The sequence below is a fragment of the Streptomyces sp. YKOK-I1 genome (genome assembly GCF_054660435.1).
The window spans coordinates 8,018,037-8,032,790 of sequence record NZ_BAAGDR010000001.1 but is presented as its reverse complement, the minus strand read 5'-3'; the positions used below and the strand labels follow the sequence as shown (position 1 = coordinate 8,032,790).

At 73.2% G+C, this 14,754-nt stretch carries 9 protein-coding genes; 8 read left to right on the top strand and 1 reads right to left on the bottom strand.

Features of this window, described 5'->3' with window-relative positions; genetic code table 11:
• Positions 1–126 precede the first annotated feature (126 nt).
• From ACYQ8Q_RS35665 to ACYQ8Q_RS35655, 3 genes are all read left to right on the top strand, one after another.
• The gene (locus ACYQ8Q_RS35665; RefSeq protein ID WP_460070776.1) at positions 127–966 is read left to right on the top strand and encodes a helix-turn-helix transcriptional regulator; all 840 of its coding nucleotides are present in this window, start codon (positions 127–129) and stop codon (positions 964–966) included.
• A 278-nt stretch (positions 967–1,244) separates the two neighbouring features.
• Positions 1,245–4,064, top strand: coding sequence for an AAA family ATPase (locus tag ACYQ8Q_RS35660; RefSeq protein ID WP_460070775.1), 2,820 nt, complete (start codon positions 1,245–1,247; stop codon positions 4,062–4,064).
• Positions 4,065–4,307: 243 nt separating this feature from the next.
• A complete protein-coding gene (locus tag ACYQ8Q_RS35655) occupies positions 4,308–5,099 on the top strand; it encodes a S1 family peptidase (protein WP_460070774.1) in 792 nt (263 codons plus the stop codon).
• A gap of 132 nt (positions 5,100–5,231) precedes the next feature.
• Here the strand turns inward: ACYQ8Q_RS35655 and ACYQ8Q_RS35650 are convergent, their stop codons facing one another.
• Entirely contained in the window at positions 5,232–6,353 is a 1,122-nt protein-coding gene (locus ACYQ8Q_RS35650; RefSeq protein ID WP_460070773.1) for a winged helix DNA-binding domain-containing protein, read from the bottom strand.
• A 1,382-nt stretch (positions 6,354–7,735) separates the two neighbouring features.
• Between ACYQ8Q_RS35650 and ACYQ8Q_RS35645 the strand changes: the two genes are divergently transcribed.
• The 5 genes from ACYQ8Q_RS35645 (at position 7,736) to ACYQ8Q_RS35625 (ending at position 14,751) form a co-directional block, all read left to right on the top strand.
• Positions 7,736–9,214: a sugar transferase gene (locus ACYQ8Q_RS35645; RefSeq protein ID WP_460070772.1), complete on the top strand. Its 1,479-nt coding sequence runs from the start codon at positions 7,736–7,738 to the stop codon at positions 9,212–9,214.
• Between the two features lie 73 nt (positions 9,215–9,287).
• On the top strand, positions 9,288–10,607 hold the full coding sequence (locus tag ACYQ8Q_RS35640; RefSeq protein ID WP_460070771.1) for a nucleotide sugar dehydrogenase: 1,320 nt from the start codon (positions 9,288–9,290) through the stop codon (positions 10,605–10,607).
• Positions 10,564–11,868 carry a glycosyltransferase family 4 protein gene (locus ACYQ8Q_RS35635; RefSeq protein ID WP_460070770.1) on the top strand — a complete coding sequence of 435 codons (1,305 nt, stop codon included), beginning with the start codon at positions 10,564–10,566 and terminating at the stop codon, positions 11,866–11,868. Before ACYQ8Q_RS35640 ends, ACYQ8Q_RS35635 begins: the two co-directional genes overlap by 44 nt.
• Positions 11,858–13,231, top strand: coding sequence for a polysaccharide biosynthesis protein (locus ACYQ8Q_RS35630; protein WP_460070769.1), 1,374 nt, complete (start codon positions 11,858–11,860; stop codon positions 13,229–13,231). Before ACYQ8Q_RS35635 ends, ACYQ8Q_RS35630 begins: the two co-directional genes overlap by 11 nt.
• Entirely contained in the window at positions 13,228–14,751 is a 1,524-nt protein-coding gene (locus tag ACYQ8Q_RS35625; protein WP_460070768.1) for a Wzz/FepE/Etk N-terminal domain-containing protein, read from the top strand. Before ACYQ8Q_RS35630 ends, ACYQ8Q_RS35625 begins: the two co-directional genes overlap by 4 nt.
• Positions 14,752–14,754 lie beyond the last annotated feature (3 nt).

Sequence of the window (14,754 nt, the reverse complement as noted above, 5' to 3'; positions counted from 1 at the left end):
ATTGCCGGGCGGCTCTCTGCCATCGTGTAATCCGTGATGCAGGTCTCACTACCCCCGAACGGGGGGAGTGCGGCGCGCGGGGGTGACATGTGGGATCATCCCCAGCCACGCGGAAAGGGCGAGGACGTGGCAGCAGACCCAGCCGGTACGGCGGAGATCCGCGGGGCGCTGGCGCGCCTGCGGCGTAAGACGGGGCTGCCGGTCGCCTTCGGCGGCCTGGTGGAGCCGGGGCGTGCCCGGATGCGGATCAGCGAGTTCAGCGGCGCGACCACGTTCGCGCTCAGCGGCCTCCATGTGATCTCGGGCAACGGCCTCGGCGGCAAGGCGGTCGCGCGGGCCCGTCCGTGCGCGGTGACCGACTACTCGCTCTCCCAGCAGATCAGCCACGAGTACGACGCGGCGGTCGCCGAGGAGGGGCTGCGTTCGGTGCTGGCGATCCCGGTGGTGGTACGGCGCCGGGTGCGCGGGGTGCTGTACGGCGCCCTGCGCACCGCCCAGCCGCTCGGCGACCGCACGCTGAACGTGGCCGTCGACGTGGCGCGGGACGTGGAGCAGGCGCTGGTCGTCGAGGACGAGGCGCGCGGGCTGCTGGCCGAGGCCCGGCCGGGGCCCGCCCCCGGCCCCGCGTCCGGGCCGGGGCCCGGCTGGGAGCAGGTGCGCGAGGCGCATGCCGCGCTGCGGGCGCTGGCCCCGCGGATCGGCGACCCGGCGCTGCGCGAGGAGCTGCTCCAGGCGTGCGGTCTGCTGACCCCGGGCGAGGCCGGTGAGCAGGTCGTGCTCGCCCCGCGCGAGCTGGACGTCCTCGCGTGCGTGGCGGCGGGCGCGACGAACGCGTCCGCGGCGGAGCGTCTCGGCCTGCGCCCGGAGACGGTGAAGGCCTACCTCCGCTCCGCGATGCGCCGCCTGGGCGCCCACACCCGTGGCGAGGCGGTGGCCGCGGCCCGCCGGTCGGGGCTGCTGCCCTAGGCGACCTGGGTCGTTTCTTGCCCGAGACGAGTGGTTCCCGTCGGTAACAAGGGCATGGAAGAGTGCTCCCACACCTGTCGCGGCACCCGGAGCGCGGGGGGTGCGAACCGCTCGGTTCAAGCCAGGGAGGGGCTACCACGGACGCCTACTCATTCATCCGCCGCCACAGTGAATTTACTTATGCGTAACGTTGTTATCTCCCTCACCCGGCCGTCCCTCCGAATTTCAAAGAGACGTTGCCTAGAATTTGGCCCGGACACGACACTCGGAAGGGAGCGGTGACCGTGCGACGGGACTTCAAGGAGCCTGCCAGGTGCCGCCCCGACCTGGTCATAGGCAGGGACGAGCTGTTCACCTCGGCCCGTGACCAGCTCGCGCGCGGCGGCAGTGTGCTGCTCCACGGCCCCGCCGGAATAGGAAAGTCGACCGTGCTGCGGGCATTGGCCGCGGATTACGGCGACGCCGCGCACACCGTGTTGCGCTGCTCGGCGACCGAGTCCGAATCCCACCTCCCCTTCCTGGCCCTGGCCGATCTGTTCGGCCTGGTCCTCGACGAGATCTCGGACAAGCTGCCGGCGGCGCAGCGCACCGCACTGGAATCGGCCCTGACCGGCCGCGGCGAGTCCACCCTGCAGCGCGACGGACTCGCCCTGCGGCTCGCCGTGCTCTCCGCCCTGCGCGCCCTCGCGGCCTCCGGTCCCGTCCTGCTCGTCGCCGACGACCTCCAGTGGCTGGACTCGGCCAGCGCCGAACTCCTCGGCTTCGCCGCCCGCCGCCTCGGCGACACCCCCGTCCAGCTGCTCTGCGCGGTCCGCACCGAGGGCCAGGAGTACGACCGCCATCTACGCGCGTCCCCGCCCGACACCCTCGCCGTCCGCCTCAACCCGCTCTCCCGCGCCCAGGTCTCCGCCCTGCTCGACCACCGCGGCTACACCGACCTGCCCCGCTCCACGGTCCGCGAGATCCACCGCACCAGCGGCGGCAACCCCCTGTTCGCGCTGGAGCTCGGCCGGGCGCTCGGCGAGAACCCGACCCCGCCGCGCCCCGGCGAGCCGCTGCCGGTGCCGACCTCGCTGCGCGCCCTGGTGCTCAGCCGCCTCGACATGCTCTCCGACGAGGCCCGGCGCACCCTGCTGGTGGCCAGCGCCGGCGCCCGCCCCACCCTGGCCCTGCTGCACGCGGCCGGCCGGGAGAACGCCGAGGCCGAGACCGCCCAGGCCGCCGCACTCGGCCTGCTGGCGACCGAGCCCGAGGGTCCCGCCGTACGGTTCGCGCATCCGCTGATCTCGGCGGCGCTGTACGCCGAGGCGCCCGTGCAGGAGCGCCGGGCCGCGCACGCAGCGCTGTCCACCGCCGCCTCCGACCCGATCGAGCGGGCCCGCAACCTCGCCCTCGCCACCACCGGCACCGACCCGGAGGTGGCCGCGCGGCTCGCCGAGGCGGCGGCCCTCGCCCGTGACCGCGGCGCCCCGTCCGTCGCCGCCTCCCTCGGGCTGCTCGCCGCCCGGCACACCCCGCCGGACGGCACCCCTCCCCCGGACGAGCACCGGCTGAAGGCCGCCGAGGACGCGATCACCGCCGGCGAGGTGGACCTGGCGCGGGACATCGCCCGCGAGGTGCTGACCCGGGCCACCGTGCCCGCCGACCGGATCCGCGCCTGGGAGGTGGTCATCGAGTCCGCCGGGCAGGCCCTCGGCGACGTCGACGCCGTCTTCCCGCAGGCCCTCGCCGACGCCGGCGACGACCCCCGGCTGCTCGCCCTGGTCCACTACCACCTCGCCTGGCGCAAGCTGATCGTCGAGGGCGACTTCTCCGAGGCCCGCCAGGAGGCCGCGCACGCGGCGGAGCTGGCCGCGCGCGGCGACGACCGGCGCACCGAGCTGATGGCGCTGTCCTTCCAGGCCTCCACCGAGACCCTGATGGGCCATCCGAACGCGCCCACCACCATCAAACGGGCGCTGAGGGAGCCTCAGGACCCGTATGTGGCGTGCCATCACAACGGTGTCGGCGCCGCCCGGTTCCGCTGGCTGCTGATGAGCGACCAGCTGCCCGAGGCCCGGGCCACCATCACCGCGCTGCTGCGCGAGGTGCGCCGGCGCGGCATGGTGGAGAGCGAGGTGCACTTCCAGCGCTTCCTCGCCGAGACCGAACTGCGCTCCGGGCACTGCGGACGCGCCCTCGACCTGTCCCGCGAGAGCCTGCGGCTGGCCCGTGACTCCGGCATCGGCCTCGGCGCGTCCGCGATGCTCGCCTCGCTCGCCGAGGCCTCCGGCGGCGATCTGGACCGGGCGCTGGTCCTCGCCCGGGAGGCCGCCGACCGCGCCGAGGAGGACGGCGACCAGATGTACCTCTCGCGTGCCCTGGCCGCCCTGGGCCACGCCCAGCTCGTGGCCGGCGACGCGGCGGCCGCGGTCGGCTCGCTGCGCCGGGTGCGGGAGCTGGAGACGGGACTGCGCATCACCGACCCGGCGCGCGGCCGCTGGCACGGCGACCTCGCCGAGGCCCTGGTCCGCGTCGGCGAGCCGGGCGAGGCGCAGGACGTCATCGACGTCGCCCGCGAGCAGGCGCTGCGGCTCGGCCGGGAGAGCGTCCTCGCGGTCCTCGACCGGGCGGAGGCCCTCGTCCGCGCCGCGCACGGCGACCACGAGGGGGCGCTGGCCCGGCTGACGTCCGTTCAGGACCGGCTGGCCAAGCTGGGGTACGGCCTGGAGGAGGCGCGGGCCGCGTTCGCCCTGGCCCGGCTGCGCGCGCCACGGCCCGGTCCGACCTCGTACGACGAGGCGGCACGGCTGTTCCGGCGGTGCCGGGCGCTGCCCTGGCTGCGGCAGGTCGACGCGGCAGCGGCGGCGGGCGCCGGCGAGCCCGTGCCGGTCGCCCCGCAGGGGCCGCCGGCCTCCGACGCCCTCGAGGGCCTGGCCGCGATGGAGCGTCAGGTGGCCGCGCTGGTCATGGAGGGCGCGACGAACCGGGAGATCGCGGCACGGCTGTTCATCAGCGTCAAGACGGTCGAGGCGACCCTGACCCGGGTGTACCGCAAGCTCGGGATCCGCTCCCGGGTGGACATCGTCCGGCTGGCGGCGGGGCGTCACGCGAAGTGAGCCACGCGGAGGTTAACTGCCGTACGCGGGCTGACGAGGGGCGCCCGCGGACCGACCGAGGGTTTTCCCTGCCCCGATGCCCCTAGGGGGTTCCCTCATTGGGAGGAGGCCGCTGCGGCCCCTAGCGTTCGGGATGTGCCGCTCGCCCGGGCACACGGGGGTCGGTCCCGCGGCCCCCGTGCACTACCCCCCACACCAGCACCCGCGCGATCCCCCACCGGCAAATCCCCCACGAGGAGACGCATGTTCGCGCTCAACCGTGCCAAGAAGGCCGCGGCGCTCGTCGCGGCCACCGCCGCCGCGGCGGCGACGGCTCTGCTCAGCGCCCCCACCGCTGTCGCAGCGCCGCAGCCGATCGTCGGCGGCACGACCACCACCACGACGGCGTACCCGTTCATGATGCAGATCACGGACGCCTCGCAGAACCAGTTCTGCGGCGGCACCCTGGTCTCGGCGACCAAGGTGGTCACGGCGGCCCACTGTATGGTCGGCGAGACCACCAGCAGTGTGCGGGTCGTCGGCGGCCGCACCTACCTGAACGGCACCAACGGCACGGTCAGCCGGGTGAGCAAGATCTGGATCAACCCGGACTACACGGACGCCACCAACGGTGACGACGTGGCCGTCCTGACCCTGGCGACCTCGATGTCGTACACCCCGGCGTCGTACGTCTCCTCCTCCCAGACCAGCGTGTACGCGGCCGGCACCACGGCCCGCGTCCTCGGCTGGGGCACCACCTCGGAGAACGGCAGCTCCTCCAACCAGCTGCGGACCGCGACCGTCCCGATCGTGTCCGACTCCAGCTGCCGCTCCTCCTACGGTTCCGACTACGTCGCGACCGACATGGTTTGCGCCGGATACACATCCGGCGGTGTAGACACCTGCCAGGGCGACAGCGGCGGTCCCCTGCTCATCGGGGGCGTCCTGGCAGGGATCACTTCATGGGGCGAGGGCTGCGCGGAGGCCGGTTACCCGGGTGTGTACACCCGGCTGACCACCTTCTCCGACCTCGTCACCGCGCAGGTCAACTCGTAGGCGCAGAGCCGGCGGACGAGTGACCCGCAAGAAGTCCTGAGCACCCCTCAGGTGAACGACCAGGGGGCGCTGCGAGCCTCCACGAGCGGCCCGCAGCGCCCCCTCTCCATGCCCTGACCCCGTCCGCGGGGGCTACCGGGGTACGACGGTCCCGAACCGGATGTCGTACGGCGTCCCCGGGTGCAGCACCCGCAGCATCCGCTCCGCCTCCGCGGTCACCGCCGCCCGCTGGTCCCGGGTGAACCGGCCGAACGGCTCGACGACGAGGCCGACGCGACGGGCGTCCTCCTCCTGTTTCCACAGGCCCGCGAGGAAGCCGTCGACGAGGAGGGTGCGAAAGGCCTGGTTGCCCTGCCAGGCACGGCCGTGCAGGGCGGGCGGGACCACCCGGGTGCGATCGGCGTGCGAGAGCAGCAGGTTGTCGAACTCGGGGAGGAAGCGGGGCGGGGCCGGGGTGTCCGGGTCGGGGCGCGGGGCGTCCGGGAGGTCGAAGAGTTCGGTGCCGTGCTCGTCCCGGAAGGTGAGGAGTGCGGGCCGCAGCCGTTCGAAGGCCGGGCGCAGCCGGGTGAGTCCGGCCCAGGTCTGCATGTCCTTGACGGAGGCGGGGCCGAAGGCGGCGAGATAGCGCCGGACGACGGTCTCCGGGGCGGGCGCCGCCCGCGCGGGCCGGCCGAGCCAGTGCTCGGCGGTGGTGAGGGCGACCTGTCCGCTCCTGCCCCACAGTCCGCGCGGGGTGACCTGGACGAGGGGCAGCCGGCAGCGGGCGGCGACGGCCAGGGACTGCGGGTCGGCGTCCGGCCACTCGGCGGAGAGGGCCTCGCGCAGCTGCTTCATGGTGCGCGGCTCGGCCTCGACGAGGTCACGGGCGAGGACGGCGAGCCGGTCGAGGTCGACCCCGGCGAGGCCGGTGCGGAAGTGGGTCAGCTCCCGGTCCCGGGCCGGCTGGACGAACGGCCGCAGGGTGAGGCAGTCGGCGGCGGTGTGGGTGTGGATGGTCGAGCGCAGGGTGACGATCCGGACCACCTCACGGTCGGCCATCGGCGCCGACAGCCGCTCGGGGGCGAAGCCCTCCAGCCGGGCGGCGAGGGCGTGGTACGGGGGCTTGACGTTCTGCGCCTGCAGACCCAGCAGGTGCTCGACGGCCGCCTCCACCGGCAGCGCGGCGGGCCGCAGGAGGAGCTGCCGGTGGAGGGTCGCGCGGTTGAGGGCACGGGCGGAGAGCACGGGGCCGGGCGCGGACGTCTTGTTCGTCATGGAGAGCAAGCTAGCCGGGAACGGGGCCGGTTCCTGTCCTCGGCGGGAGGGTCGGTCGGGCGGCGTACGGGCCGGTACGGGACGGAGTTCGGGTGTGGGGGGCGGGTCGTCGCCCTCCCGGAGGCCGTGGCGGGCGTAGAAGCGCCGCAGGGGCGCAGGAACGGCGCGGCGGCCAGCGGCAGGACGGTGAGCACCCCGGCCGTGCAGGCGACGGGGCGACGCATGATGCTGTGCGCGAGGCGGTACCAGAACCCGTGTGCGACCTCGTCCCGCGGGAGGTCCGGCGGCGGGTGGCGGATCAGCCGCCGTACCGGGAGTGCCTCGACGCGGGGGCCGAGGACGCGCGCGCCACCGGACTCGACATGCCGAGCTGCCGCACCAGGGTGTCGAGGGCAGCCAGGGTCTCCTCGACCGGGATGACTCCTCGGCAGGGTGATGCCGGCTTCCGGAGCGGCGCGCACCACGGCGGTGCTGCCCTCCTCGATATCCAGGGCCACTGTGGCGGACCGGCGGCCCGCCGTCCGATCGGCCGGCGCCGTGCGACGGGCCGGCCCCAAGCCGCCGCGGCTCAGGCCCGGTTGGACCGGCTCACCCCGCGCGAGCGCGAGGTCCCCCCTCGCCCGGGGCGGCGGCAGCGCCGACCGCGACGCGGGATTCATCCGCTGATCACGGCCCGGGGACCGACGCTCCGTCAGACGGGGGACGCACTTCGGCCATATGTCGGAACCGCACCGCAGATTCGACCATCGCCTCACCATAGCCCTGGCAGGGCGTTTTGCACCCGTTTACACATGATCTTCGAGCATCTTGATCAACTCTGAGTGATCATGCCTGAACCCACCGCCACCCCCGGTGACCGGCCCCGTAGCGCTCGACCACGCCTCGGCAACGGTAAAGCGATCAAGTCTCAAAGGTTGAGCACAAAATACACACATCCTCTCTTCATACCGGCCCCGATGGTCTAGATTGACCGTGCTTCAGCTGTTCGGAGACGAGGCGACCATTAATGATCAATAGGTCCTGGGCTACGGAGTACCAGCAGTCGCGTCCCCGGCGTCAGGCGTGGGGATGATCAATTCATGAGCCCGGCAAGGGACTTGGGATGCGGGGAGCATCCGGGGTTCCGACGGGTTCCGTACACCCCGAGCGTTCGGCAGGACCTGCGAGTCCACTGCCACCGGGGTGAGTTCAAGCAGCTCTGAGACGGCCGCGATGCCATGCGCGGGAGGCGGGGGCCTCTCGCGGGGGAGCAACGGCACGGCGCGGGGGGCGGGGGCCCCGGAGGGGAGATCGGTGCGGGAGGCGGGGGCCTCCCGGGGGGGAGCAACGGGAGCAACAGTGTTGGACGAACACGTCGAACCACTGGGGACCTGGGGGGTTCTGTGCGGCAAGGGGGACTTGTCAGCCCGTTCACGTCTGCGCGCGGACGTCTGGCGAACGGGACAATCAGCCGGCCCGCTATCGACTGGGAGCAGCGGTACCGCCGTACCGTGATCACCAGCGACACCGTGGCCACCGCCTGTGTGGTGGCGGCGATCGGCAACTTCTTCGGGGCCCGTGACGCGGCCAACTGGCATGAGAAATGGGGGATTCTCGCCTTCGGCACCGAGCTGCTGGTGCTGGGGTCGCTCGCCGTGAGCCGTTCCTGGGCGCCGGCCGTGCTCGGCCAGGGCGCCGAGGAGTTCCGCCGCCTCGGACGCTCGCTGTTCGCGGCGACCGTCGTCCTGGCGCTCGGCGGGATCGCCCTGACCTCACGCAACATCAAACTCTGGATCTTCGTGGCGATCCCCGCGATCGCGGTCGTCACCATGACCGTGCGGTACCTGCTGCGGCTCTCGCTGCACAAACAGCGCAAGGACGGCCAGTGTCTGCGACCGGTGCTCGCCGCCGGGAGCCCGGACACCGTGCACGACCTGATCACCCGGACCCGCAAGTTCCCGCACCTCGGCTGGCGGGTGGACGCCGTGTGCACGACGGACGGTCCCGGAATCGACGGTGACCTGCTGGACGGAGTGCCCGTCGTCGGCCGGCTGGCGGACGTCGCCAAGCACGTCCACGGCGACGGCTACCGTGTCCTCGCGGTCACCCCGGACCCGCACTGGTCGCCCGAGCGGCTGCAGCGGCTGGCCTGGAACCTCGAGGGCACCGACGCCGAGATGGTCGTGGCCCCGGTGCTGATGGAGGTGGCCGGACCGCGGCTGCACGTCGACGCGGTGCTGGGGATACCGCTGCTGCGGGTCAGCATGCCGACCTTCACCGGGGGCCGCCGGGCCGTCAAGATGGTCGTCGACCGGATGGGCGCCGCGATCCTGCTGCTGCTGTTCGCGCCGCTGATGGTGTGCGTCGGGCTGCTCGTGCTGCTGGACAGCCGGGGCGGGGCGTTCTACCGCCAGCGCCGGGTCGGCAAGGACGGCCGCGAGTTCACCATCCTCAAGTTCCGCACCATGGTCGCCGGGGCCGACGGGGCCCGGGCCCAGCTCGCCGACCGCAACGAGGGCGCCGGCCCGCTGTTCAAGCTCCGCCGGGATCCTCGGGTGACCCGGGTGGGAGCGGTGCTGCGCCGGTACTCGATCGACGAGCTCCCGCAGCTGTTCAACGTCCTCACCGGCTCGATGTCGCTCGTCGGTCCGCGGCCTCCGCTGCCGGAGGAGTCCGCCGCGTACGGCCCGGACATCCGGCGGCGGCTGCTGGTCAAGCCCGGACTCACCGGCCTGTGGCAGATCAGCGGACGCAGCGATCTGTCGTGGGAGGAGGCGGTCCGCCTGGACCTGCGGTACGTGGAGGACTGGTCGCTCGCCCTGGACACGGTGATCTTGTGGAAGACGCTGCGTGCGGTGCTCTACGGGCAGGGGGCCTACTGATGCGCGGGAATCGTCGTCCGGCCGACAGGCCGACGGCAGGCCGGGAGTGCCTGCCCGGGGGGAGGAACCATTCATGAAGGTCAGCGTTTTCGGGCTCGGCTACGTGGGCTGTGTGTCGGCCGCGTGCCTGGCCAGCATGGGGCACGAGGTCATCGGGGTCGACGTCAACCAGGTGAAGGTCGACCTGGTCAACAACGGCAAGGCCCCGGTGGTCGAGGAGCGGATCGGCGAACTCATCGCCGAGGTCGTGCGGACCGGCGCGCTGCGCGCCACCGGCGACGTCCGCGAGGCGGTCGGGGACAGCGAGGTGTCGCTGGTCTGTGTGGGCACCCCCTCGGAGCCCAACGGCAGCCTGTGCACCACGTACTTGGAGCGGGTCACCGAGGAGATCGGCGCGGCGCTGGCCGAGCGCGGTGGGCGGCACACCGTCGTGTTCCGCAGCACCATGCTCCCGGGCACCTGTCTGAACCTGCTGGTCCCGATCCTGGAGAAGTACGTCGGCGGCACCGCCGGCGTCGACATCGGGGTCGCGGTCAACCCGGAGTTCCTGCGCGAGGGCACCAGCGTGCGGGACTTCTTCGACCCGCCCAAGACCGTCGTCGGCGAACTCGACGCGGCGAGCGGCGACACCGTGCTGGCGCTGTACGACGGCCTGCCCGGCGAGGTGTTCCGGGTGCCGATCCCGACGGCCGAGGCGATCAAGTACGCGGACAACGCGTTCCACGGCCTCAAGATCGGCTTCGCGAACGAGCTGGGCGCGGTGTGCCAGGCGCTCGGCGTGGACTCGCACCAGGTGATGGACGTGTTCCTGGCCGACCGCAAGCTGAACATCAGCCCCGCCTATCTGCGGCCCGGCTTCGCCTTCGGCGGCTCCTGCCTGCCCAAGGACCTGCGCAGCCTGGTCCACGCGGCGCAGCGGGCCGACGTCTCGGTGCCGATCCTGTCGCATGTGCTGCCGTCCAACTCCGACCATCTGCAACGCGCGGTGGAGCTGGTCGAGCGCACCGGCAAACGCCGGGCGGGGCTGTTCGGGCTGTCCTTCAAACCCGGCACCGACGACCTGCGCGAGAGCCCGCTCGTCGAATTGGCGGAGCGGCTCTTCGGCAAGGGGTACGACCTGAAGATCTACGACGCCAATGTGAGCCTCTCCCGGCTGCTCGGCGCGAACCGCGAGTACATCGAGACCCGGCTGCCGCATCTCGCGCAGCTCCTCGCGGACTCCGTCGAGGAGGTGCTCGACCACGCCGAGGTGTGCCTGGTCGGCACCAGGGACCCGGAGGTGCTGTCGGCGCTGCCCCACGGCGGCGACGGCCCGGTGATCGTCGACCTGATCCGCCTCCCCGACGCCGATGTGCGCCGGGCCGAACCGGGGTACATGGGCCTTGCTTGGTGACACGACCGGGGGCGGGCGGCCGGGCCGGCGCGCGCTGATCCTGGTGGAGAACCTGTCGGTGCCCTTCGACCGGCGGGTGTGGCAGGAGTGCACGACGCTGCGCGACGCGGGCTGGACGGTGGACGTCATCTGCCCGCAGGGAACGAAACGGGACACCGAGCCGGAGGCGGAGATCGACGGGGTGCGGATCCACCGCTACCCGTTGCGCGCCGCCACCGGCGGGCCGGCCGGGTATCTGCGGGAGTACGGCTCGGCGTTGTGGCACACGGTCCGGCTGGCCCGCAAGGTCGGCCCGGTCGACGTGGTGCACGCCTGCAACCCGCCCGACCTGCTGTTCCTGCCGGCGCTGTGGCTGAAGCGGCGCGGCGCGCGGTTCGTCTTCGACCAGCACGACCTGGTGCCCGAGCTGTACCTCTCCCGGTTCGACCGCGGCCAGGACCTGCTCTACCGCGGGGTGTGCGCGCTGGAACGGATGACCTACCGGGCCGCCGACGTCGTGCTCGCCACCAACGAGAGCTACCGGGACGTCGCGGTGCGCCGCGGCGGACGTCGGCCGGAGGACGTCTTCGTGGTGCGCAGCGCACCCGACATCGACCGGTTCCACCCCGTACCGCCCGAGCCGGAGCTGAAGCGCGGCAAGCCGCACCTGCTGTGCTACCTCGGCGTCATGGGCCCGCAGGACGGCGTCGACTACGCCCTGCGGTCCCTGGCGAAGCTGCGCGACGAGCAGGGGCGGACCGACTGGCACGCCGTGTTCGTCGGCGCCGGGGACACCTTCGAGGCGATGGTGGAGCTGTCCCGGCGGCTCGGGCTCGCGGAACAGGTGCAGTTCACCGGGCGCATCCCGGACGCCGACCTGGTGCGCTACCTGTCCACCGCGGACGTGTGCCTCTCCCCCGACCCGCACAATCCGCTCAACGACGTGTCGACCATGAACAAGGTCCTGGAGTACATGGTGATGGGCCGGCCGCTCGTCTCCTTCGACCTCCGGGAGGCGCGGGTCTCCGCCGGTGACGCCGCCGTCTACGCACCCGCCAACGACGAGAGCGAGTTCGCCGGGCTCATCGCGCGGCTGCTGGACGATCCGGAGAAGCGCGCCCTGATGGGCAAGATCGGCCAGGAGCGGATCAGCGGACCGCTGTCCTGGCGCAACTCCCAGCGCTCACTGCTCGCCGCCTACGCCGCCGCGTGCCGGGACCGGACCCCGGTGACGGCACGCGACCCGGATCCGGCAGGGGAAGGCCGCACCTTTGAGCGATGACACCATACGCCTGGTCACGATCGGGCGGATCGTCCGTCGGCGCTGGCGGCTGCTCGCCCTCCTCGCCCTGGTGGGTGCGCTCGTCGGCTACGGCGCCTCCGTGCTGTTCCCGGCGCGCTACACGACCTCGGCGTCGGTGCTGCTGCCGGGGACGTGGGAGGAGCGTGAGCTGCTGACGCAGACGGAGGTGGCGACCAGTTCGGTGGTGGTCGACCGGGCTGCCGCCACGCTCGGCTGGGCCGGGGTGAGCGCCAGTGACCTGCGGGAGCAGGTCAGCGCCAAGGCCACCGACGGGAACATCATCAAGATCTCCGGCACGGCCGGGACGCCGGAGCGCGCCCAGCGGCTCTCCGACCAGGTGGCCAAGGAGTTCGTCTCCTACGCCACCCGGATCGCGAGCGAGAGCGCCGACCCCGAGGCGGCGCAGGAGCTCGCCGCGCTGCAGAAGTCGGTGGAGGCCACCAGCCGCCGGATCAGCCAGCTGGCCGACGCGGCCGATCCGGGGCAGACCGTGGAGAGCGTGCAGACCCGCACCGAGCTGGAGAAGCTGCGCACCGCGCTGCGGGAGGCCATCAACACGCTGGAGCAGGCCGACCCGGCCGAGGACGAGGCGAAGAACATGGTCGTCATGGGGTCGGCGGCCCGGCCGACCGGCGAGGCACCGCCGACGAGGACACAGCTGATCGCCGGCGGAGCGCTGCTGTTCTTCCTGTGCGCGGTCATCGGGCATCTCACCGCCGCGCGGATGAGCCGCCGGCTGCGCGGCGAGGCGGAGATCACCGCGGCGCTGGGCTCAGCGCTGCTGGGCACGGTCGACGTCCCCGTCGAACGGCCCGGGCACCGGCCGGACGGCCGGGGTCCGCGCTGGCTCCGCCGGCTGCTGGGCCTCGACGTCCGGTGGGACCTGCCGGCGCCACAGTCCTCCGGCGACGAGGCGAGCCGGCAGATCCGCTACCGGCGGGTGTGCTCCCGGCTGAGGGACCAGCAGCCGGTCCCGCGGCGGCTGCTGGTCGTCTTCCCCGAGGGGGACGAGAGCGCCCGCCGGGCGGCCGGACAGCTCGTCGTCGAGGCCGCGGGCGATCCGCTGCTGCGGGCGGTGGCGGTCCCGGTGTCCCGGCCGATGGTGCCGGACCGGGACCACGAGTCCGGTGCCCTGGTCGTGGTCAGCGCGGGCAGCTGGACCGCGGGGGAACTCGGTGGCATCGCCGAGGCGTGCGCGGACGCCAAGCACGCGGTCGTCGGCGTCGTCCTCGCCGGTCCGGTCCGTGCGACGCGGCCGGCCGACCACCCTCGGCGGGCCGCCGTACCGGCGCTCGCGGAGTTCGACGGTGAGCTGGACGACGCTACGGGGGTCACAGGGTGACGACGAGTACGACCGCGGAGTCGTCGGCCGCCGCTCCGCTGATCGATCTGCAGGCCCTGGTGGCCGCGGTGCGCAGACGGCGCCGCCTGTGGTGCTCCCTCGCGCTGCTGGGGCTGCTCGCCGGCACGGCGGTGGCGTTCCTGCTGCCGCAGCCGCCGACCGCGGTGACCAAGGTGCTGGTGGCGCACGAGGAGGACCAGCCGAACGACCCCGGAACGCTGATCCGCACCGATGTCGCGCTGCTGCAGACCACACGGATCGCGGACACGGCCCTGAAGTCCCTCAGGTCGCAGGAGAGGGCCGAGGAGTTCATGAAGGACTACAGCGGTCTCGGACTGACCAACAACGTGCTGCAGATCACCGTCACCGGTGACAGCGACGCACAGGCGGTGGCCCGCGCCAAGGCGCTGGCCGACGCGTTCGTCGCGGACCACGTGCGGCGGATCCAGTCGTCCGCGCGCGCCGAGGCCAAGGCCCTGCTCGACCAGCGTGACCAGCTCAAGGACCAACTGGCCCAGGTCAACAAGGCGATCGGGGACGGCAGCGGGGAGAGCGGGCCGGAGTCCTCGGCCGACCTGGAGTCGCTCTACGCCCGCCGGGCCGAACTCACCTCGCAGATCACCGACTTCGGCCAGCGTGCCGCGGAGGCGAGCATCGGCACACCGCGGCTGGTCGCCGGCACGCAGATCGTGGACTCCCCGCAATTGGTGCGGCAGTCCCTGCCGAAGACGGCGGCCACCGACGCCGGGATCGGGCTCTTCCTCGGGCTCTTCCTCGGGCTCGCGGTGGCCGCGGTCGGCGCGGTGGTGGCGGACCGTCCCGTGCTGCGCCGGGAGATCGCCGCGAACCTCGGCGCCTCGGTCATCGCCGAGCTGCCCCACCGGTCGGCGGGGCGCTGGCAGCGCCGCCGGGTCCGGGCGGCCCGCGAACGGCTCACCACCTCGCTGGCCCGCGCCGTGCGCGGCGCCGCGGAACCCGTGTCGCTGCTGGAACTGGGCTGCGCGCGCCACACCTGTGTGATCGCCCTGGACCTCGCGAGGGCGCTGGCGGCGGACGGGCCGCCGGTGGTCGTCGTCGACGGTCTGCCCGGACCGCAGCTCTCGCGTCGCCGCCCGAAGCCGGGCGATCCCACCGTGGTGGGCGGCGAGCGCGCCGAGGCCGTGTCGCCCCAGGAGCGCCGGCTCGGCGTCGGCTCGGTGGCGCCCGGCACGGCATGGACCGACCTGCAGTATCTCGGCACCCGGACCGTGCTCGTCGTGCGGGCCGGGCACGGCAGCGCCGCATGGCTGCACACCGTGGCGCGGCAGCTCGCGGACCAGCGCATCCCGGTGATCGGTGTGGTGCTGATCGACCCCGATCCCCGTGACCGGACCGACGGCACGCTGTGGGACGGGCTGGCAACCGCGTTGCGCGGCCAGAGCGAGCGGCCGGCCCGGCCGAAGGGGACGGTCCCGCGGCGGGCGGAGCGGCTGCCCCTGTGGGCGGCGCGGGTCCCGGACAGCGACCAGGAGGCTCAGTAGGAC

Coding starts and splice junctions, on each gene's coding strand:
- ACYQ8Q_RS35650 (WP_460070773.1), bottom strand. CDS start 6,353: ATGACGAACAAGACGTCCGCGCCCGGCCCCGTGCTCTCCGCCCGTGCC.
- ACYQ8Q_RS35655 (WP_460070774.1), top strand. CDS start 4,308: ATGTTCGCGCTCAACCGTGCCAAGAAGGCCGCGGCGCTCGTCGCGGCC.
- ACYQ8Q_RS35640 (WP_460070771.1), top strand. CDS start 9,288: ATGAAGGTCAGCGTTTTCGGGCTCGGCTACGTGGGCTGTGTGTCGGCC.
- ACYQ8Q_RS35635 (WP_460070770.1), top strand. CDS start 10,564: ATGTGCGCCGGGCCGAACCGGGGTACATGGGCCTTGCTTGGTGACACG.